This is a genomic window from Pseudomonas sp. MWU13-2862 (assembly GCF_023242495.1).
GTDB classification, from domain to species: Bacteria; Pseudomonadota; Gammaproteobacteria; order Pseudomonadales; family Pseudomonadaceae; genus Aquipseudomonas; species Aquipseudomonas gingeri_D.
In genome coordinates this window covers 96506-114562 of sequence record NZ_JALMEZ010000010.1, presented here as the reverse complement: position 1 = coordinate 114562, position 18057 = coordinate 96506, and the positions used below count along the sequence as shown (strand labels likewise).

At 62.6% G+C, this 18057-nt stretch carries 17 protein-coding genes; 10 read left to right on the top strand and 7 right to left on the bottom strand.

The window, feature by feature from the left end; translation table 11 throughout:
* The first annotated feature begins 133 nt into the window (after positions 1 to 133).
* Positions 134 to 415: a GNAT family N-acetyltransferase gene (locus M5C56_RS18955; protein WP_040065473.1), complete on the top strand. Its 282-nt coding sequence runs from the start codon at positions 134 to 136 to the stop codon at positions 413 to 415.
* A gap of 60 nt (positions 416 to 475) precedes the next feature.
* Here the strand turns inward: M5C56_RS18955 and M5C56_RS18950 are convergent, their stop codons facing one another.
* Together M5C56_RS18950 and M5C56_RS18945 are read right to left on the bottom strand one after the other, a co-directional pair.
* Complete coding sequence (locus tag M5C56_RS18950; protein ID WP_103497654.1) at positions 476 to 1552, bottom strand: 3-deoxy-7-phosphoheptulonate synthase; 1077 nt, start codon at positions 1550 to 1552, stop codon at positions 476 to 478.
* Positions 1553 to 1681: 129 nt separating this feature from the next.
* Entirely contained in the window at positions 1682 to 2128 is a 447-nt protein-coding gene (locus M5C56_RS18945) for a PilZ domain-containing protein (protein ID WP_103497653.1), read from the bottom strand.
* Here M5C56_RS18945 and M5C56_RS18940 point away from each other — a divergent pair.
* From M5C56_RS18940 to cysB, 4 genes are all read left to right on the top strand, one after another.
* The gene (locus tag M5C56_RS18940; protein WP_103497652.1) at positions 2127 to 2513 is read left to right on the top strand and encodes a thioredoxin; all 387 of its coding nucleotides are present in this window, start codon (positions 2127 to 2129) and stop codon (positions 2511 to 2513) included. The two genes, M5C56_RS18945 and M5C56_RS18940, sit on opposite strands and share 2 nt — an antisense overlap.
* Positions 2510 to 3475: a putative 2-dehydropantoate 2-reductase gene (locus M5C56_RS18935; RefSeq protein ID WP_103497651.1), complete on the top strand. Its 966-nt coding sequence runs from the start codon at positions 2510 to 2512 to the stop codon at positions 3473 to 3475. Before M5C56_RS18940 ends, M5C56_RS18935 begins: the two co-directional genes overlap by 4 nt.
* A gap of 229 nt (positions 3476 to 3704) precedes the next feature.
* Positions 3705 to 4205, top strand: coding sequence for a universal stress protein (locus tag M5C56_RS18930; RefSeq protein ID WP_103497650.1), 501 nt, complete (start codon positions 3705 to 3707; stop codon positions 4203 to 4205).
* A 111-nt stretch (positions 4206 to 4316) separates the two neighbouring features.
* Positions 4317 to 5291 carry an HTH-type transcriptional regulator CysB gene (gene cysB / locus M5C56_RS18925; protein WP_040065465.1) on the top strand — a complete coding sequence of 325 codons (975 nt, stop codon included), beginning with the start codon at positions 4317 to 4319 and terminating at the stop codon, positions 5289 to 5291.
* A 174-nt stretch (positions 5292 to 5465) separates the two neighbouring features.
* On the opposite strand, the gene M5C56_RS18920 is transcribed toward cysB, so the two are convergent.
* From M5C56_RS18920 to M5C56_RS18900, 5 genes are all read right to left on the bottom strand, one after another.
* Positions 5466 to 6200 (bottom strand): phosphoadenylyl-sulfate reductase, encoded by a 735-nt coding sequence (locus M5C56_RS18920; protein WP_100940816.1) that lies wholly within the window; start codon positions 6198 to 6200, stop codon positions 5466 to 5468.
* Positions 6201 to 6308: 108 nt separating this feature from the next.
* Positions 6309 to 7652, bottom strand: coding sequence for an aminodeoxychorismate synthase component I (pabB, locus tag M5C56_RS18915; RefSeq protein ID WP_103497658.1), 1344 nt, complete (start codon positions 7650 to 7652; stop codon positions 6309 to 6311).
* Between the two features lie 117 nt (positions 7653 to 7769).
* Positions 7770 to 8756 (bottom strand): alpha-L-glutamate ligase-like protein, encoded by a 987-nt coding sequence (locus M5C56_RS18910; RefSeq protein ID WP_103497649.1) that lies wholly within the window; start codon positions 8754 to 8756, stop codon positions 7770 to 7772.
* Complete coding sequence (locus M5C56_RS18905) at positions 8756 to 10288, bottom strand: inactive transglutaminase family protein (RefSeq protein ID WP_103497648.1); 1533 nt, start codon at positions 10286 to 10288, stop codon at positions 8756 to 8758. The genes M5C56_RS18910 and M5C56_RS18905 overlap by 1 nt, the downstream gene beginning before the upstream one ends.
* 5 nt (positions 10289 to 10293) lie before the next feature.
* The gene (locus tag M5C56_RS18900; protein ID WP_103497647.1) at positions 10294 to 10833 is read right to left on the bottom strand and encodes an ATP-dependent zinc protease; all 540 of its coding nucleotides are present in this window, start codon (positions 10831 to 10833) and stop codon (positions 10294 to 10296) included.
* A gap of 303 nt (positions 10834 to 11136) precedes the next feature.
* On the opposite strand from M5C56_RS18900, the gene M5C56_RS18895 reads away from it, so the two are divergent.
* The 5 genes from M5C56_RS18895 to prpF all read left to right on the top strand — a co-directional run bounded on the left by M5C56_RS18895 (position 11137) and on the right by prpF (position 18030).
* On the top strand, positions 11137 to 11859 hold the full coding sequence (locus M5C56_RS18895; RefSeq protein WP_103497646.1) for a GntR family transcriptional regulator: 723 nt from the start codon (positions 11137 to 11139) through the stop codon (positions 11857 to 11859).
* Positions 11856 to 12755, top strand: coding sequence for a methylisocitrate lyase (gene prpB / locus M5C56_RS18890; protein WP_103497645.1), 900 nt, complete (start codon positions 11856 to 11858; stop codon positions 12753 to 12755). The genes M5C56_RS18895 and prpB overlap by 4 nt, the downstream gene beginning before the upstream one ends.
* A 177-nt stretch (positions 12756 to 12932) precedes the next feature.
* On the top strand, positions 12933 to 14060 hold the full coding sequence (prpC, locus tag M5C56_RS18885) for a 2-methylcitrate synthase (protein WP_103499184.1): 1128 nt from the start codon (positions 12933 to 12935) through the stop codon (positions 14058 to 14060).
* A gap of 19 nt (positions 14061 to 14079) precedes the next feature.
* Positions 14080 to 16674 (top strand): Fe/S-dependent 2-methylisocitrate dehydratase AcnD, encoded by a 2595-nt coding sequence (acnD, locus tag M5C56_RS18880; protein ID WP_103499185.1) that lies wholly within the window; start codon positions 14080 to 14082, stop codon positions 16672 to 16674.
* Positions 16675 to 16839: 165 nt separating this feature from the next.
* The gene (gene prpF, locus M5C56_RS18875) at positions 16840 to 18030 is read left to right on the top strand and encodes a 2-methylaconitate cis-trans isomerase PrpF (protein WP_103499186.1); all 1191 of its coding nucleotides are present in this window, start codon (positions 16840 to 16842) and stop codon (positions 18028 to 18030) included.
* The last annotated feature ends 27 nt before the right edge of the window (positions 18031 to 18057 follow it).

Below are 18057 nucleotides of genomic sequence, written 5' to 3'. Positions count from 1 at the left end.
CCAGGCACGGGGCGGCGTAGGATATTTGTGATGATTTGGCTGCTGTATCGATTTTTCGTACAGAGCTGGATGATACCTTCGTCGGAAAAACATGTAAGGTAGGGTCAGAATCCAAGACCCGCGAGGAGTAGTGATGAGCGAGGCGTTGTCCATCCACCATGACCAGGCAGGTCATCAATTCGAGACCAATGTGGACGGTCATCGTGCCTACCTGACCTATATGGACCTGGGTAAGCAGACCCTGGATATCTACCGTACCTTCGTGCCGAACGCCTTGCGCGGCCGCGGGATTGCGGCGGCGCTGACCGAACAGGCGCTGGCCTATGCCGACCAGATGGGTTACACGGTGATTCCTTCCTGCTCCTATGTCGAGCGTTACATGGAACGTCATCAGCGGCATGCCGCGAAGATCTGAGTCCACGACGCACACAAAAACGCCGGGCAATGCCCGGCGTTTTCGCGTCTGCGTGTCCGGTCAGCCGCGCTGACGCTTGGGCAACACGTCCTTGAGCTTGGCATGCATGCTGCGCAGGGTTTTTTCGGTGGCGCTCCAGTCGATGCAGGCATCGGTGATCGACACGCCGTATTGCAGGTCGGCGAGGTCTTTCGGAATCGCCTGGCAACCCCAGTTCAGGTGGCTCTCGACCATCAGGCCGATGATCGACTGGTTGCCTTCGAGGATCTGGTTGGCGACGTTCTCCATCACCAGCGGTTGCAGGGCCGGGTCCTTGTTGGAGTTGGCGTGGCTGCAATCGACCATGATGTTGGCCTTGATCTTGGCCTTGGCCAGCGCCTGTTCGCAGACCGCGACACTGACCGAGTCATAGTTCGGCTTGCCGTTGCCGCCGCGCAGGACCACGTGACCGTAGGCGTTGCCCTTGGTGGTGACGATGGACACGCCGCCTTCCTGGTTGATGCCGAGGAAGCGATGGGGGCTGGATACCGACTGCAGGGCGTTGATCGCCACGGTCAGGCCGCCGTCGGTACCGTTCTTGAAGCCCACGGCCGAGGACAGGCCCGAGGCCATTTCGCGGTGGGTCTGGGATTCGGTGGTGCGCGCGCCGATGGCCGACCAACTGATCAGATCCTGCAGGTACTGCGGCGAGATCGGGTCAAGGGCTTCGGTGGCGGTGGGCAGGCCCATTTCCGCCAGGTCCAGCAGCAGCTTGCGACCGATATGCAGGCCGTCCTGGATCTTGAAGGAGTCATCCAGGTAAGGGTCGTTGATCAGGCCCTTCCAGCCGACGGTGGTACGCGGCTTCTCGAAATACACGCGCATCACCAGGTACAGGCTGTCGGACACTTCGGCGGCCAGGACTTTCAGGCGTTCGGCGTATTCGTGGGCAGCCTTGATGTCGTGGATCGAGCAAGGCCCGATGACGACGAACAGGCGATGGTCAGTGCCATCGAGAATATTGCGGATCACCTCGCGACCTTTGGTCACGGTGCGCAGGGCGCTCTCGCTCAGGGGAATATCACGCTTGAGCTGATCGGGAGTGATCAGCGTCTCGTTGGAGGCGACGTTAAGGTCGTTGATCGGTAAATCAGCCATCGTGTTACTCGTCAGGTCACGGATGCCGGCCGCCAGCGATCCCCGCGCGGCGGAGCGCAGCAGATTTAAGCGCGTCGGGGAGCAGAACCTTAGCGCGTTAGGCGGGGGGCGGGCAATGGCCTGGCCGGTTTAATCGAGTAAAGCTCGCACATAAGGGCGCTCCAGGCTGGCTTGGGAGAAGTCGCTGGCGTGTTCGCGAACCCATTCCTGGGCGATGACTTCGATGTTTTGCCGATCTTTGCTTTGTTGCTGGCGGGTTCGCTGGTAGCGTTCGATCTGGCAGACCTGCTCGCCCATGCGCGCGCCGAACAGGGTTTGTTCGTCGACAAAGGCAATGCCCACCCGGTAGCCGTGCTTGCGTTTCAGGCACCAGGCCACGTAGCCCGGATAACAGGCGCTGGCACCGAGGCTGGGAATGCACATTTGCAACGCCGAGCCTTTGCGCCAGCCACGCGGTGAATAGCAGGAGACACCGCCCAGGCTGATGCGGTCGAGTTGGTGAAGAGAAATGCAGGAGTGCTCAAACAGGGTCAATGTGACGGGAACGTCATCGGGATGAGGAAGAAAGCGCACCATGAACAACGACTCCCTGCGTCGGTCAGTGGAAAAACTTTCCAACAGTATAGTGAAGAGCCTGGAGTTGACGGATTTTGATATCGACCGGAATCTATTGGACTTGCCAGGTGTTTCATTGCTGATATTCACCAGTGTCGGCTGTGCCTCCTGCCGTTTCGCCCGGGAGGTATTGCCGACCCTGGCCTTACCGGTCGAGCGCTTGTGCTGGATCGATGCGGGCGACAACGGCGGGGCGGTGCAGCGTTACGGGGTGTTTCATCTGCCGGCGCTGTTTGTGGTCAAGGACGCTGGTTTTCATGGAGCTGTGCAGTCACGCCTGGCCGTGAACGAGCTTGCCGACGGGGTTCGGCAGGCCTTGAGTCTTGTACCAGAGGAGTTGCCATGACAGGTTCAGCGAGCAGGCCGCGTATCGGCATTATCGGCACCGGTGCGATCGGTGGGTATTACGGTGTGATGCTGGCCCGGGCCGGCTTTGACGTGCATTTTCTGTTGCGCAGCGAGTTTTCGGCGGTGGCCGGGGACGGCTTGCGGATCGACAGTGCGGTGCACGGTGCCCTGCATTTGCAGAATGTGCAGGCCTATGCCCAGGCCGCCGACATGCCGCCCTGCGACTGGTTGCTGGTGGGCGCCAAGACCACCAGCAACGCCAGTCTCGCGCCGCTGATTGCCCAGGCCGCGGCACCGGGGGCGAAGGTGCTGGTGCTGCAGAACGGCCTCGATGTGGAGGATGAACTGCGTGCGCTGTTGCCCGGGTCCCTGCATCTGTTGGGCGGGCTGTGCTTTATCTGCGTGCACCGTGCCGGCCCCGGGACCATCGTGCACCAGGCCCTCGGCGCGGTGAACATCGGTTATCACAGTGGCCCGTTGCTCGATGATGCGACGGCTCGCCAGGCCCTGGTCGAAGAGGGCGCCGCTCTGTTCCATGCCGCGGGCATCGAGTCCCAGGCCATGGCCAACCTGCAGCAGGCGCGCTGGCAGAAGCTGGTGTGGAACGTGCCTTACAACGGTCTGTCGGTGTTGTTGCGGGCCAGCACCACGCCGTTGATGAGCGATGACAGCAGCCGCGAACTGGTCCGGGCGCTGATGGCCGAGGTGGTGCAAGGCGCCCAGGCCTGCGGTCATGAGCTGCCGGCCGGCTACGCCGAGCACCTGTTCAAGGTGACGGAAAAGATGCCGGACTATTGGCCGAGCATGTACCACGACTTTGTCCATAAGCGGGCGCTTGAATTGGACGCCGTCTATGGGCGTCCGCTGGCCGCGGCAAGTGCCGCCGGTTGCGAGTTGCCGAAGATCCGAGCCCTGTACCAGGCCCTGGCCTTTATCGACGCGAACAATCGCCAGGATTGAATGCGCTCCTGTAGGAGTCGGGCTTGCCCGCGAAGAGGCCCTTGAGCCTTGCGTCGATCATGCGGCCCTCTTCGCGGGCAAGCCACGCTCCTACAGGTTTCAGGTGTTTTCAAGATCGGGTTTCTTCAAGGATGAGCAGCGGGGCCGGCCCGACCAGCCGTGCTCCGAGGTCTGCGGGGCGCTGCTAAGCTCAACTGAACTCCGCCATTCTGGCAGTCGAGGAGGCCCCATGATCCGTTCGATGTTGTACGCCACCGACCTCGGTCTGTATGCGCCTTATGTCATGCAGCATGCCCTCGAGTTGGCGCGGACGTTCAAGGCCGATTTGTATGTGGTGCACGCCGTCGAGCCGATGGGGTTGTTCGCCGAGTCGGTGTTGCAGAGCTACCTGGACGAGCAGGCATTGAACGAATTTCACAGCCAGGGTCTTAACACCGTGATGGCGACCATTGAGCAGCGGGTGCTCGACAGCTTTCGCGAGGAGTGTGCCGACGGGCTGCAGGACCTGAGCATGATCCAGTCGATCAAGGTGCTCCAGGGCGATCCTTCGCAGGTCATTCTCGAACAGGCCCGGGCTCTCTCGGTGGACCTGTTGATCGTCGGCAGCCATAGCCATGGCACTGGTAGCGAGGCGCATTTGGGGCGCACCGCCGCGCGGGTCCTGCAGTTGGCCCAGGTGCCGGTTTACCTGGTGCCGCTGTTGCAACGCCGTCGCTATGGCGATGTCTGAGTCGGAAAGTCAGGGTTTTGATAAAAAAGTTCTAGATTTATTCTTCAAACCATTCATATAGTTATATATCGCCGCTGTTACTGCGGCGTTTACCTGCTTTGAGGGATACATATGAAGCTTCAACAACTGCGCTACATCTGGGAAGTGGCGCACCACGACCTCAACGTTTCCGCGACCGCGCAAAGCCTTTACACCTCTCAGCCGGGTATCAGCAAACAGATCCGCCTCCTCGAAGACGAGCTGGGTGTCGAAGTCTTCGCCCGTAGCGGCAAGCACCTGACCCGCGTCACGCCAGCCGGTGAACGTATCATCACCACGGCCGGCGAGATCCTGCGCAAGGTCGAGAGCATCAAGCAGATCGCCCAGGAATTCTCCAACGAGAAGAAAGGCACCCTGTCGATCGCCACCACCCACACCCAGGCGCGTTATGCCTTGCCGCCGGTGATCAGCAGCTTTATCAAGCAATACCCGGACGTGGCCCTGCACATGCACCAGGGCTCGCCGATGCAGATCGCCGAGATGGCCGCCGACGGTACCGTGGATTTCGCCATTGCCACCGAAGCCCTGGAGCTGTTCGGCGATCTGGTGATGATGCCGTGCTATCGCTGGAACCGTTGCGTGGTCGTGCCCCAGGGCCACCCACTGACCAAGCTGCCGAAGCTGACCCTGGAAACCCTGGCCGAATACCCGATCGTCACCTACGTGTTCGGTTTCACCGGGCGTTCCAAGCTGGACGAGGCCTTCAGCCATCGCGGCCTGACCCCCAAGGTGGTGTTCACCGCGGCGGACGCCGACGTGATCAAGACCTATGTACGCCTGGGCCTGGGCGTTGGTATCGTCGCCAAGATGGCGGTGGACCCGGTACTCGACAAGGACCTGGTGGTGCTCGATGCCAGCGAGTTGTTCGAGTCCAGCGTGACCAAGATCGGTTTCCGTCGCGGCACTTTCCTGCGCGGTTTCATGTGCGACTTCATCGAGAAGTTTGCGCCGCACCTGACCCGTGAGGTCATGGCCAAGGCCATCCAGTGCCACAACAAGCAGGAACTGGAAGAGCTGTTCGATGGTGTCGAGCTGCCGGTGCACTGAGTCAGCCGAACATGAAAAAGCCCCGACTGGTTCGGGGCTTTTTTGTCGGTGTTGGAACGCAATCTTGAAGGCTACACGTCACCTGTAGGAGCAGGGCTTGCCCGCGAAGCTTTTAGTGTTCTCGCTGGCCTCTTCGCTGGCAAGCCAGGCTCCTACAAGGACCGTGTCCGGCCTTCAGATCTTGGCGATCAGGTTACCGGAGTGCAGGCCACATTCCTTCTGCGTGGCTTCTTCCCACCACCAGCGGCCTTCGCGTTCGTGCTGGTTCGGCAGCACCGGACGGGTGCAGGGCTCGCAGCCGATGCTGATAAAGCCGCGCTCATGCAGGCTGTTGTAGGGCAGTTCGAGCATGCGGATATAACCCCAGATCTCTTCGCTGCTCATCTGCGCCAGCGGGTTGAACTTGTACAGGGTGCGTTCCGGGGTGGAGAAGGCGCTGTCGATTTCCAGCGCCGCCACCTGGCTGCGGGTGCCCGGGCTCTGGTCGCGACGCTGGCCGGTGGCCCAGGCGCTGACCCCGGACAACTTGCGGCGCAGCGGTGCGATCTTGCGGATGCCGCAGCATTCGCCGTGGTTGTCCTTGTAGAAGCTGAACAGGCCCTTGGCCTTGACGAAAGGCTCGAGCTCATTGTGATCCGGGGAGATCAGCTCGATATCGATCTTGTAGTGCTCGCGCACCTGATCGATAAAGCGGTAGGTCTCCGGGTGCAGGCGGCCGGTGTCCAGGCTGAAGACCTTGACGTTCTTGTTCAGTTTCCAGGCCATGTCCACCAGCACCACGTCTTCCGCGCCGCTGAAAGATATCCACAGGTCATCGCCAAACTGGGAAAAGGCCAGCTTGAGAATGTCCTGGGCGGACTTGTTGGCGTATGTCGCGGCGAGTTCAGCGACGTCGAACGGTTGGCTCATCAGGCGGTTCCTACAGTCAGTGGCGCTTTGCGCTCGAATAGGTGAATAGTAACAAAATCCTTCGGCGCCGGCCCCATGCTCAAGCACGATCCCTTGCGGGCACAGGCTTCAGAGGCTTTGCAGGGTGTCGAGCAAGACCTTCACCTTGGTGATGGATTCCTGGTATTCCGCCTGCCAGTCGGAATCGGCGACGATGCCGCCGCCGCCCCAGCAACTGACCTGGCTATCTTTGACCAACAGGCTGCGGATGGCGATGGAGCTGTCCATCTCGCCGCGCACATCCAGGTACAGCAGCGAACCGCAATACAGCGCCCGTCGGGTCGGTTCCAGCTCGTCGATGATCTGCATGGCGCGGATCTTCGGCGCGCCGGTGATCGAGCCGCCGGGAAAGCTGCCGGCGATCAGATCGAGGGCGTCGCGGTCGTCGGCCAGGGTCCCGGTCACGCTGCTCACCAGATGGTGCACGTTGGGGTAACTCTCCAGGCTGAACAGTTCCGGGACCCGTACCGAACCGATACGGCAGGTGCGCCCCAGATCGTTGCGCAGCAGGTCGACGATCATCAGGTTTTCCGCGCGGTCCTTGCTGCTGGCCAGCAGTTCGGCGGCGTTGGCCGCGTCTTCAGCCGCGTCGCGGCCGCGTGGGCGGGTGCCCTTGATCGGGCGTGTCTCGACCTGGCCCTGGCTCACCTTGACGAAGCGCTCCGGTGACAGGCTCAGCACCGCGCCGTGGTCGGGCAGGCTCTGGAAGCCGGAGAAGGGTGTCGGGCAGGCGGCGCGCAAGGCGCAATAGGCGACCCACGGATCGCCCTGGCAGTCAGCCCGGAAGCGCTGGGCGAAGTTGACCTGATAGCAGTCACCGGCCTGGATATAGTGCTGGATACGTTCGAAGGCCTGGCGGTAGGCGTCGGCCGTGAGGTCCGCGGTCATCGGGCCCTTGAGCTGGAATTCGTTGCTGTCCCGGGCGGTCGGCTGGCTGAACAGCTGGATCAGCCGTTCGCGCTCGGCGACTTCGACGCTGGGATGGAACACCAATTGGCTGCTGCCTTGCTGGTGATCGCTGATCAGCGCCCAGGCATACAGGCCGAAACGCGCATCGGGCAGTTGCAGGTCGTCCCGCGCCTGATTGGGCAGGTGTTCCAGGTGGCGGCCGAAGTCGTAGCTCAGGTAGCCGATCAGGCCGCCGGCAAACGGCAGTTCGCACGCCGCCGGAAGTTGTGCTTCGCCCAGGTGCGCCAGGTTGTCCCGCAGGCGTTGCAGGAACGCCGTGCCGCGCTCGTCCGGCAACACCGCCAGTTGCTCCAGCGGCCAGGCGCTGAGCAGGTCGTAACGCCCGCGCTCGGCCTCGGGCCGGCCGCTGTCGAGCAATACGGCGCCGGGCGCATGGCGGATCGCCGCGAAGTAATGGGCGGGATTGGCATGGTAGGGCAACGGATGTACGGTGCAGGTCAACATGGGGGGCGGGTCAGCCATGGGAGCGCGGTGCGCGATTGTAGTCTCCTGTAGGCGTTGCTCCTAGGGGCATGTCGCTGGATGGAGATTGCCTTGTAGGATCTGTCGTTGTGCAGTGGATCAGTCGTTGAGTGCCGGCACATGGCCGAACAGTTCCTGGACAAAACGCACCCGTGCCTCCGGCGTCTCGGTGATGCCCGCGGCGGCCAGTTCCGCCAGGTGGGCCTCCACGGCATGGGTCCGGTGGGTCAGCCCGCAGTCGTTGGCGATCTGGATATTCAGGCCGGGGCGGGCATTGAGTTCGAGGATCAGCGGGCCCTTGTCCTGGTCCAGGACCATGTCCACGCCGATATAACCCAGGCCGCAGAGCTCATGGCAGCCGGCCGCCAGTTGCATGAAGGCGTCCCAGTTGGGCAATTGCACGCCATCCACCGGATGGGTGGTGTCCGGGTGCTTGCGGATGATGTTGTTCAGCCAGGTGCCGCGCAGGGTGATCCCGGTCGCCAGGTCCACGCCCACGCCAATGGCACCCTGGTGCAGGTTGGCCTTGCCATGGGACTGGCGGGTCGGCAGGCGCAGCATGGCCATTACCGGGTAGCCCATCAGTACGATGACGCGGATATCCGGCACGCCTTCGTAGCTGATGCTCTTGAAGATCGGGTCGGGGGTGACCCGGTATTCGATCAACGCGCGGTCGCGGTGCCCGCCCAGGGAATACAGGCCGGTCAGGATGCTGGAAATCTGGTGCTCGATTTCCCCGTGGCTGATCAGGCGTCCGGAGATCGAGCGATAGCGGCCCTCGAAACGGTCGGCGATCACCAGGATACCGTCGCCGCCCGCGCCCTGGGCCGGCTTGATAACGAAATCACGGCGCCCGTCGATGATCGCTTCCAGGCGGTCGATTTCCTTTTCCGTGGAGATCACCCCGTACATTTCCGGCACCTGGATGCCGGCGGCGATGGCCCGCTCCTTGGTGATGATCTTGTCGTCGACGATGGGGTAGAGGCTGCGCTTGTTGTACTTGAGCACATAGTCCGCGTTGCGCCGGTTGATCCCCATGATGCCCCGGGCCTCCAGGGCTTTCCAGGTTTTCCACAGGCCGAACATCAGGCGTTTTCCTTGAGGAACGCCTTGAAGCGCAGCAGTTCGGTCAGGCGGTAACCGCGATAGCGACCCATTGCCAGCATGAAGCCCACCAGGATCAGCAGGATCGCCGGGAAGGTGAAGACGAAGTAGATCAGCTCCGGCACGGTCATGATCAGGTGCGCCAGGGAGGCCGCGAACAGCGTGCCGATGGCGACTTTCAGGGCATGATTGGCGCCGCGCTCTTCCCAGGTGATGGACAGGCGCTCGATGGTCATGGTCAGGATCACCATCGGGAACAGTGCCACCGACAAGCCACGTTCCAGGCCCAGCTTGTGGCTGAACAGGCTGATGGCGGCGATCAGCACCACGACGAAGGTCAGTACCACCGACAGCCGTGGCAGCATCTGCAACTTCAGGTGTTCCAGGTAGGAGCGCAGCGACAGCCCGAGGGCGGTAATGATGGCGAACAGCACGATGCCGAAGCCCAGCTGGGTTTCACGGAAGGCCAGGGCGATCAGCACCGGGGTGAAGGTGCCGAGGGTCTGCAGGCCGATCAGGTTGCGCAGGATCAGGATCACCAGCACGCCGATGGGGATCATCACCATGATCATGAAGGTCTGCTGGGTTTGCAGCGGCAGGCCATAGAGCGAATATTCGAGGAAGTTGGCGTCGGAGTTCTCGTCGGTCAGCTTGGCCAGGCGGATCGCGTTCATCTCGCTGTTGTTCAGGCTGAAGGTGACGCCGGCCTTCTTGCCGCCCTCGACGCTGATCAGGTTGTCGGCGCCGGTCCACCAGAGCAGGCGGTCGGACGGCAGGCCCTGTTCACCGGTGTCCGGGTTGAAATACAGCCAGTCCGTGCCGTTGAAGCTGCGCAGCCAGAGTTCCGGGGTCTGCGGTTGATCGGCCACCAGGCGCAGGGTGTGGGCGCGTTCCATCGGCACATGGGCGATGGACAGCAGCAGTTCGATGATCTGCGCCTTGTGCGGGGTCGACGGATCGCCGGCCAGCAGCAGCTTGACGTTGTCGTCGCCGAGGTTGTTGACCCGCTTGATGGTTTCGCCGATGAAGGTCTCGACGTCCGCCGAGTGCTGGCGGATCGGCGCGAGCAAGGCGTCCGCGGCGATTTTCTCCGGCCCCTCGATCGCCATGCTGTCGCGGAAGGTCGGACCTTTGACCTTGGGTTTCTCGCCGGTATAGCGCTTGGTCAGCACCAGGCGGTAATACAGCGTCTGCTTGCCACTGACCTTGCGTGCCGACCAGGTCACCTTGCGGTTGCCGTCGGCGCGGTTGACGCTCACCCCGTAGTTGTTGGAAATGAAGCTCTCGTTGAGGCTGACGTAGTCGCGGCTCAGGGGCGGCACGAACATCTGGATCTTCACCGGTTCCTTGGTGCTGGCGACGAACTCGACCTTGGCGTCGATGTTCCACAAGTCGTCCGTGGCATCCTCGGTGACGGGAATCCCCAGCACGAAAATCTGATAGGCCGTGACCGAAGCACCCAGCAACACCAGTACGGTGATGAGGATTTTCAGGTGGAGGGTGAGAGAACGCATTCGGATTACTCGGCGGTTTGTGCGTCGTGGCTGCAGGCGGGTTTGCCGGCAGCGTACTTAAGACTGGGGTCGACCAGCGCATCGAAGCGCTTGAGGGCTTCGGAGCCGATCAACAGCGGGTATTGGAAGCTGCTGCGGTCGGTCAAGTTCACTTCTATGCTGCGCAAGGCGCTGCCCATGCAGATTTCCAGGGTGATCACCGGGCGCGCGGTATAGGCGTTGCCCTCGTCCGGGTCATAGTCGCCGGCACGGCGCTTGATCTTGCTGACGCGGGCCAGGGGCAGTTCGATCGGATGCGAGTGGGCGGCGTCGATCGCCAGGTAGAAGCGCACCCAGCTTTCACCGTTGCGTTTGAACCGGTGGATGTCGCGGGCACTGAGGGAAGCGGTCTTGGCACCGGTGTCGAGCTTGGCCGGCACTTGCAGGTCGATCCCGGCCAGTTGCGCGTACTCGTTCAGGCCGTACACCGTCTTCTCGGTCGCGAGGCTGATGCCAGGCAGACAAAACAGGCAGAGAAGCAGTAGGGAGAAAGGCGTGAGTCTCATAAATCCTGGCGCGTATCGGGCAATCTTGATTCAAGGGGACTGGCAATATCGCGCAAGCATCCTCGTACGTCTGTCAGGAAAATATGACAGTCAGCGCATCGGCGGAAGCGCGCGGCATTCTAGCATGCTGGACTTGTCGCGCCAGCGCCGGACGCCTCCCTCGTCGGATAGGTCGAGGTTTGTTCCTTGAAGCGAGCTGTTTCAGTACTTCTTAGACTATTGTCGACAATACCAATTAATTCTTTGACTGATTTGCTGATATTGGCTAGTTTTAGCGCCATTGATGGATAAGGTGTCGACAATATGTTGCATGAGCTGGAGCCACCCGCGATTGCCCAGGACGATTCGGAAACCTTGTCCGAGAACGTCTTCCGGCGCATTCAGGCGGCGATCGTCAAGGGTGAAATCGCCCCCGGCAGCAAGATTTCCGAGCCGGAGCTGGCCCGCACCTACGGCATCAGTCGCGGCCCGCTGCGCGAGGCTATTCACCGTCTGGAAGGCCAGCGCCTGCTGGTGCGCGTACCCCATGTCGGGGCGCGGGTGGTGTCCCTCAGCCAGGCCGAATTGATCGAGCTATACGAAATCCGCGAATCTCTTGAAGGCATGGCCTGTCGCCTGGCGGCCGAGCGCATGACGGCCGAGGAAATCGAGGAGTTGAGAGAGGTTCTCAATACCCATGAGCGCGACGCGGCGTTCCAGGCCGGAGTCGGCTATTACCAGCAGGAAGGCGATTTCGACTTTCACTACCGGATCATCCAGGGCGCGGGCAACCGCACCCTGACCCAGATGCTCTGCGGCGAGTTGTATCAGTTGGTGCGCATGTACCGCATCCAGTTTTCCGTCACTCCCAATCGGCCCCGCCAGGCGTTCGCCGAGCACCACCGGATTCTCGACGCCATCGCCGAGCGCGATGGCGAATTGGCCGAACTGCTGATGCGCCGCCATATCGGCGCGTCGAAACGCAATATCGCGCGTCACTACCAGGACGCCGTCCAACCGACAGCTACGAAGCGAGGTGAGTCATGAGTCAGGGTTCCAACAAGAGCACGCCCGGTCAGCGTTTCCGCGATGCGGTCGCCAGCGAACAGCCCTTGCAGGTGGTCGGCGCGATCAACGCCAACCACGCCTTGCTGGCCAAGCGCGCCGGCTTCAAGGCCATCTACCTGTCCGGTGGCGGTGTCGCGGCCGGCTCCCTCGGGGTGCCGGACCTGGGCATCACCGGCCTGGATGACGTGCTCACCGATGTACGGCGGATCACCGATGTCTGCGACCTGCCGTTGCTGGTGGATGTCGACACCGGCTTCGGGGCCTCGGCGTTCAACGTGGCGCGCACGGTCAAGTCGATGATCAAGTTCGGCGCGGCGGCGATCCATATCGAAGACCAGGTCGGCGCCAAGCGTTGCGGCCATCGGCCGAACAAGGAAATCGTCACCCTGCAGGAAATGGTCGACCGTATCAAGGCGGCGGTGGATGCCCGTACCGACGACAGCTTCGTGATCATGGCGCGTACCGATGCCCTGGCCGTGGAAGGCCTGGAGTCGGCCCTGGAACGTGCCGCCGCGTGCATCGAGGCCGGTGCCGACATGGTCTTTCCGGAAGCCATCACCGAACTTGAGATGTACAAGCTGTTCGCCAGCCGCGTGAAGGCGCCGATCCTGGCCAATATCACCGAGTTCGGTGCGACGCCGCTGTTCACCACCGAACAGCTGAAGTCCGCCGACGTGTCCCTGGTGCTGTACCCGCTCTCGGCGTTCCGTGCGATGAACAAGGCGGCGGAAAACGTCTACACCGCGATTCGCCGCGACGGCACCCAGGCCAATGTGATCGACACCATGCAGACCCGCATGGAGCTTTACGATCGTATCGATTACCACACCTTCGAGCAGAAGCTCGATGCGTTGTTTGCCCAGAAGAAGGGCTGATCGCAGCCGCTATATTTTGGAGGCGGGCGCGTAACTGTAGGAGCAGGGCTTGCCCGCGAAGCTTTTGGCGGCTTCAAGGACGCCTTCGCGGGCAAGCCCTGCTCCTACAGGATTGGGTTGGCCCCTTGAACAATGTAATGGCCGAGTCCCTGACAACATCAAGAATTGGAGAGAGCAATGGCTGAAGCAAAAGTACTGAGCGGTGCCGGCCTGCGTGGCCAGGTCGCCGGGCAAACCGCCTTGTCCACCGTCGGCCAGGCCGGTGCCGGCCTGACCTACCGTGGCTACGACGTGCGTGAACTGGCCGCCGAGGCGCGTTTCGAAGAGGTCGCCTACCTGCTGCTGTACGGCGAGTTGCCGAATGCCACCGAACTGGCGGCCTACATGGGCAAGCTGCAGACCCTGCGCGACCTGCCCCAGGCACTGAAAGAAGTGCTCGAGCGGATTCCCGCTGATGCCCACCCGATGGACGTGATGCGCACCGGTTGTTCCTTCCTCGGCAATATCGAGCCCGAAGGCGACTTCGCCCGCCAGCATGAAGCCACCGACCGGCTGCTGGCCGCGTTCCCGGCGATCATGTGCTACTGGTATCGTTTCAGCCACGAAGGCAAGCGCATCGACTGCGTGACCGACGAGGCTTCCATTGGCGGGCATTTCCTGCACCTGCTGCATGGCAAGGCGCCAAGCGAGCTGCACCGCAAGGTGATGGACGTGTCGCTGATCCTCTACGCGGAGCACGAGTTCAACGCCTCGACCTTTACCGCGCGGGTCTGTGCCTCGACCCTGTCCGACCTGTTCTCCTGCATCACCGCCGCCATCGGTTCCCTGCGCGGCCCGCTGCACGGCGGCGCCAACGAGGCGGCGATGGAAATGATCGAGCGTTTCAGCTCGCCCCAGGAAGCCGTCGAAGGCACCCTCGGCATGCTGGCGCGCAAGGACAAGATCATGGGCTTCGGTCATGCGATCTACAAAGACAACGATCCACGCAATGAGGTGATCAAGGGCTGGTCGAAGAAACTCGCCGATGAAGTCGGTGACACCGTGCTGTTCGCGGTTTCCGAAGCCATCGACAAGACCATGTGGGAGCAGAAGAAACTCTTCCCCAACGCCGACTTCTACCATGCCTCGGCGTATCACTTCATGGGCATCCCGACCAAGCTGTTCACGCCGATTTTCGTCTGCTCGCGCCTGACCGGCTGGGCCGCGCATGTGTTCGAGCAGCGTGGCAACAACCGCATTATCCGCCCGAGCGCCGAGTACATCGGCGTCGAACAGCGCAAGTTCGTGCCAATCGAGCGTCGCTGAAATAATCGAGTCCCAGACCATGAATAGCCAATACCGTAAATCGCTGCCCGGCAGCCACCTGGATTTCTTCGACGCCCGTGCGGCAGTCGAGGCCATCCAGCCCGGGGCCTACGCGACCCTGCCTTACACCTCCCGGGTACTCGCCGAGAACCTGGTCCGTCGTTGCGACCCGGCGACGCTGACCGATTCCCTGAAGCAACTGATCGAGCGCAAGCGCGACCTGGACTTCCCCTGGTTCCCGGCCCGGGTGGTCTGCCATGACATTCTCGGCCAGACCGCCCTGGTCGACCTCGCCGGCCTGCGTGATGCCATCGCTTCCCAGGGCGGCGATCCGGCCCAGGTCAACCCGGTGGTGCCGACCCAATTGATCGTCGACCACTCGCTGGCGGTGGAATGCGGCGGTTTCGACCCGGACGCCTTCACCAAGAACCGCGCCATCGAAGACCGTCGCAACGAAGACCGTTTCCACTTTATCGACTGGACCAAGAAGGCCTTCAAGAACGTCGATGTGATCCCGCCCGGCAACGGCATCATGCACCAGATCAACCTGGAGAAAATGTCCCCGGTGATCCAGGCGCGGGACGGCGTGGCCTTCCCCGACACCTGTGTCGGCACCGACAGCCACACCCCTCACGTCGATGCGCTGGGGGTGATCGCCATCGGTGTCGGCGGCCTCGAAGCCGAGAGCGTGATGCTCGGCCGGGCCTCCTGGATGCGCCTGCCGGAAAGCGTCGGCGTCGAACTGACCGGCAAGCTGCAACCGGGCATCACCGCCACCGACATGGTGCTGGCGCTGACCGAGTTCCTGCGCAAGCAGAAAGTGGTCGGTGCCTGGTTGGAGTTCTTTGGCGAAGGCGCCTCGGCGCTGACCCTGGGCGACCGCGCGACCATTTCCAACATGGCCCCGGAGTACGGCGCCACGGCGGCGATGTTCTATATCGACCAGCAGACCATCGACTACCTGAAACTCACCGGGCGTGAAGACGAGCAGGTCAAGCTGGTGGAAACCTACGCCCGCCACACCGGGCTCTGGGCCGACAGCCTGAAAGGCGCGGACTACGAGCGTGGTTTGAGCTTCGACCTGTCCTCGGTGGTGCGCAATATGGCCGGTCCGAGCAACCCCCATGCCCGCGTCGCCACCAGCGACCTGGCGGCCAAGGGTATTGCCGGCCAGTGGGACGATGTGCCGGGGCAGATGCCCGACGGCGCGGTGATCATCGCCGCCATCACCAGTTGCACCAACACCAGCAACCCGCGCAACGTGATCGCCGCCGGCCTTATGGCGCGCAACGCCAACAAGCTCGGCCTGACCCGCAAGCCCTGGGTCAAGTCGTCCCTGGCGCCGGGTTCCAGGACCGTGGCGCTGTACCTGGATGAAGCCGGGCTGACCAAGGAGCTGGAACAGCTGGGCTTTGGTGTCGTGGCCTTTGCCTGCACCACCTGCAACGGCATGTCCGGTGCGCTGGACCCGGCGATCCAGCAGGAAATCATCGACCGTGACCTCTATGCCACGGCCGTGTTGTCCGGTAACCGTAACTTCGACGGACGTATCCATCCCTACGCCAAGCAGGCCTTCCTGGCTTCGCCGCCGCTGGTGGTGGCCTACGCCATCGCCGGCACCATCCGTTTCGATATCGAGAAGGATGTGCTGGGCCTGGACGCCGACGGCAAGGAAATCCGCCTCAAGGACATCTGGCCGAGCGACGAAGAGATCGACGCGGTGGTCAAGGCCTCGGTGAAGCCGGAGCAGTTCCGCAAGGTCTACATCCCGATGTTCGCCATTCACGAAGACACCGGTCCCAAGGTCACGCCGCTGTACGACTGGCGGCCGATGAGCACCTATATCCGCCGTCCGCCGTACTGGGAAGGCGCCCTGGCCGGTGCGCGACCGCTCAAGGGCATGCGCCCGCTGGCGGTGCTGCCGGACAACATCACCACCGACCACCTGTCGCCGTCCAACGCCATCATGCTCGATAGCGCGGCCGGTGAGTACCTGGAGAAAATGGGCCTGCCGGAAGAGGACTTCAACTCCTACGCGACCCACAGGGGGGATCACCTCACCGCGCAGCGCGCGACCTTCGCCAACCCGAAGCTGTTCAACGAAATGGTCGTGGAAAACGGCAAGGTCAAGCAGGGTTCCCTGGCGCGGGTCGAGCCCGAAGGGCAGGTCATGCGCATGTGGGAAGCCATCGAAACCTACATGGAGCGCAAGCAGCCGCTGATCATCATCGCCGGTGCCGACTACGGCCAGGGCTCGTCCCGTGACTGGGCGGCCAAGGGCGTGCGGCTGGCTGGGGTCGAGGCGATTGCCGCCGAAGGCTTCGAGCGTATCCATCGCACCAACCTGGTGGGCATGGGCGTGTTGCCGCTGGAATTCCTGCCTGGGACCGACCGCAAGACCCTTGGCATCGACGGCACCGAGACCTTCGATGTGATCGGCGACCGTACGCCCCGTAACACCCTGACCCTGGTGATCAATCGCCATGACGGCGAGCGTCTCGAGGTGCCGGTGACCTGCCGCCTCGACACCGCTGAAGAAGTCTCGATCTATGAGGCCGGTGGTGTCTTGCAGCGTTTTGCCCAGGACTTCCTTCAATCGGCCACGGTGGGTTGAAGGCGTTGCCGGGGCGGCAGTTGAAGCCCCGGCCTTGTTCATGACAGGTCGGCCTGTCAGTGATTGCAGCGCAAGATTCAGCGCCGCCATCGCCAGCAAGCCGGCTCCTACAGATGTGTGTTTTGCCGCGAAACAGCGTCGCGTCCAGACTCAGCAGGAGATCTCATGGCCCACGTAGCGCAAATCAAGATCCCCGCCACCTATATGCGCGGCGGCACCAGCAAAGGGGTGTTCTTCAACCTCAACGACCTGCCCGAAGCGGCGCAATTGCCCGGTGCGGTGCGGGATGCGTTGTTGTTGCGGGTGATCGGCAGCCCCGACCCCTATGAGAAGCAGATCGACGGCATGGGCGGGGCGACCTCCAGCACCAGCAAGACGGTGATCCTGTCCAAGAGCATCAAGGCCGACCACGACGTCGACTACCTGTTCGGCCAGGTCTCCATCGACAAGCCGTTTATCGACTGGAGCGGCAACTGCGGCAACCTGTCGGCGGCGGTCGGTTCGTTCGCCATTAGCGCCGGCCTGGTGGATGCCGGGCGGATCCCGCGCAATGGCGTGGCGGTGGTGCGGATCTGGCAGGTGAATATCGGCAAGACCATCATCGCCCATGTGCCGATCACCGAGGGCCAGGTGCAGGAAACCGGTGACTTCGAGCTCGACGGCGTGACCTTTCCGGCCGCCGAAGTGCAGCTTGAATTCATGGACCCGGCGGCCGAGGAGGAGGGTGCCGGCGGTTCGATGTTCCCCACCGGCAATCTGGTGGACGACCTGGAAGTACCGGGTGTCGGTACCTTCAAGGCGACCATGATCAATGCCGGGATTCCGACGATCTTCGTCAATGCGGCGGATATCGGCTACACCGGTACTGAGTTGCAGGGCGATATCAACAGCGATCCCAAGGCTCTGGCGATGTTCGAGACGATCCGTGCCTACGGTGCCATGCGCATGGGCTTGATCCGGCATATCGATGAGGCGGCGACCCGTCAGCACACGCCGAAGGTAGCGTTTGTCGCGGCACCCGCGAGCTATACCGCGTCGAGTGGCAAGCCGGTGGCGGCGGCCGATCTGGACCTGCTGGTGCGAGCCTTGTCCATGGGCAAGCTGCACCACGCGATGATGGGCACGGCGGCGGTGGCCATCGGTACCGCGGCGGCAATTCCCGGCACCCTGGTGAACCTGGCGGCGGGCGGTGGCGAGCGCAGTGCGGTGCGTTTCGGCCATCCGTCGGGTGCCTTGCGGGTTGGGGCGCAGGCTTCCCAGGTCAACGGTGAATGGACCGTGGTCAAGGCCATCATGAGCCGCAGTGCGCGGGTCCTGATGGAAGGCTGGGTACGTGTGCCGGGTGATGCTTTTTGAGCTGAACCACCCTCGGAGTGAAGCGAA

Excerpts from the sequence above, each read along its gene's own strand:
- M5C56_RS18955 (WP_040065473.1), top strand. The coding sequence starts at position 134 with ATGAGCGAGGCGTTGTCCATCCACCATGACCAGGCAGGTCATCAATTC.
- M5C56_RS18950 (WP_103497654.1), bottom strand. The coding sequence starts at position 1,552 with ATGGCTGATTTACCGATCAACGACCTTAACGTCGCCTCCAACGAGACG.
- M5C56_RS18940 (WP_103497652.1), top strand. The coding sequence starts at position 2,127 with ATGAACAACGACTCCCTGCGTCGGTCAGTGGAAAAACTTTCCAACAGT.
- M5C56_RS18945 (WP_103497653.1), bottom strand. The coding sequence starts at position 2,128 with ATGGTGCGCTTTCTTCCTCATCCCGATGACGTTCCCGTCACATTGACC.
- M5C56_RS18935 (WP_103497651.1), top strand. The coding sequence starts at position 2,510 with ATGACAGGTTCAGCGAGCAGGCCGCGTATCGGCATTATCGGCACCGGT.
- M5C56_RS18930 (WP_103497650.1), top strand. The coding sequence starts at position 3,705 with ATGATCCGTTCGATGTTGTACGCCACCGACCTCGGTCTGTATGCGCCT.
- cysB (WP_040065465.1), top strand. The coding sequence starts at position 4,317 with ATGAAGCTTCAACAACTGCGCTACATCTGGGAAGTGGCGCACCACGAC.
- M5C56_RS18920 (WP_100940816.1), bottom strand. The coding sequence starts at position 6,200 with ATGAGCCAACCGTTCGACGTCGCTGAACTCGCCGCGACATACGCCAAC.
- pabB (WP_103497658.1), bottom strand. The coding sequence starts at position 7,652 with ATGTTGACCTGCACCGTACATCCGTTGCCCTACCATGCCAATCCCGCC.
- M5C56_RS18910 (WP_103497649.1), bottom strand. The coding sequence starts at position 8,756 with ATGTTCGGCCTGTGGAAAACCTGGAAAGCCCTGGAGGCCCGGGGCATC.
- M5C56_RS18905 (WP_103497648.1), bottom strand. The coding sequence starts at position 10,288 with ATGCGTTCTCTCACCCTCCACCTGAAAATCCTCATCACCGTACTGGTG.
- M5C56_RS18900 (WP_103497647.1), bottom strand. The coding sequence starts at position 10,833 with ATGAGACTCACGCCTTTCTCCCTACTGCTTCTCTGCCTGTTTTGTCTG.
- M5C56_RS18895 (WP_103497646.1), top strand. The coding sequence starts at position 11,137 with ATGTTGCATGAGCTGGAGCCACCCGCGATTGCCCAGGACGATTCGGAA.
- prpB (WP_103497645.1), top strand. The coding sequence starts at position 11,856 with ATGAGTCAGGGTTCCAACAAGAGCACGCCCGGTCAGCGTTTCCGCGAT.
- prpC (WP_103499184.1), top strand. The coding sequence starts at position 12,933 with ATGGCTGAAGCAAAAGTACTGAGCGGTGCCGGCCTGCGTGGCCAGGTC.
- acnD (WP_103499185.1), top strand. The coding sequence starts at position 14,080 with ATGAATAGCCAATACCGTAAATCGCTGCCCGGCAGCCACCTGGATTTC.
- prpF (WP_103499186.1), top strand. The coding sequence starts at position 16,840 with ATGGCCCACGTAGCGCAAATCAAGATCCCCGCCACCTATATGCGCGGC.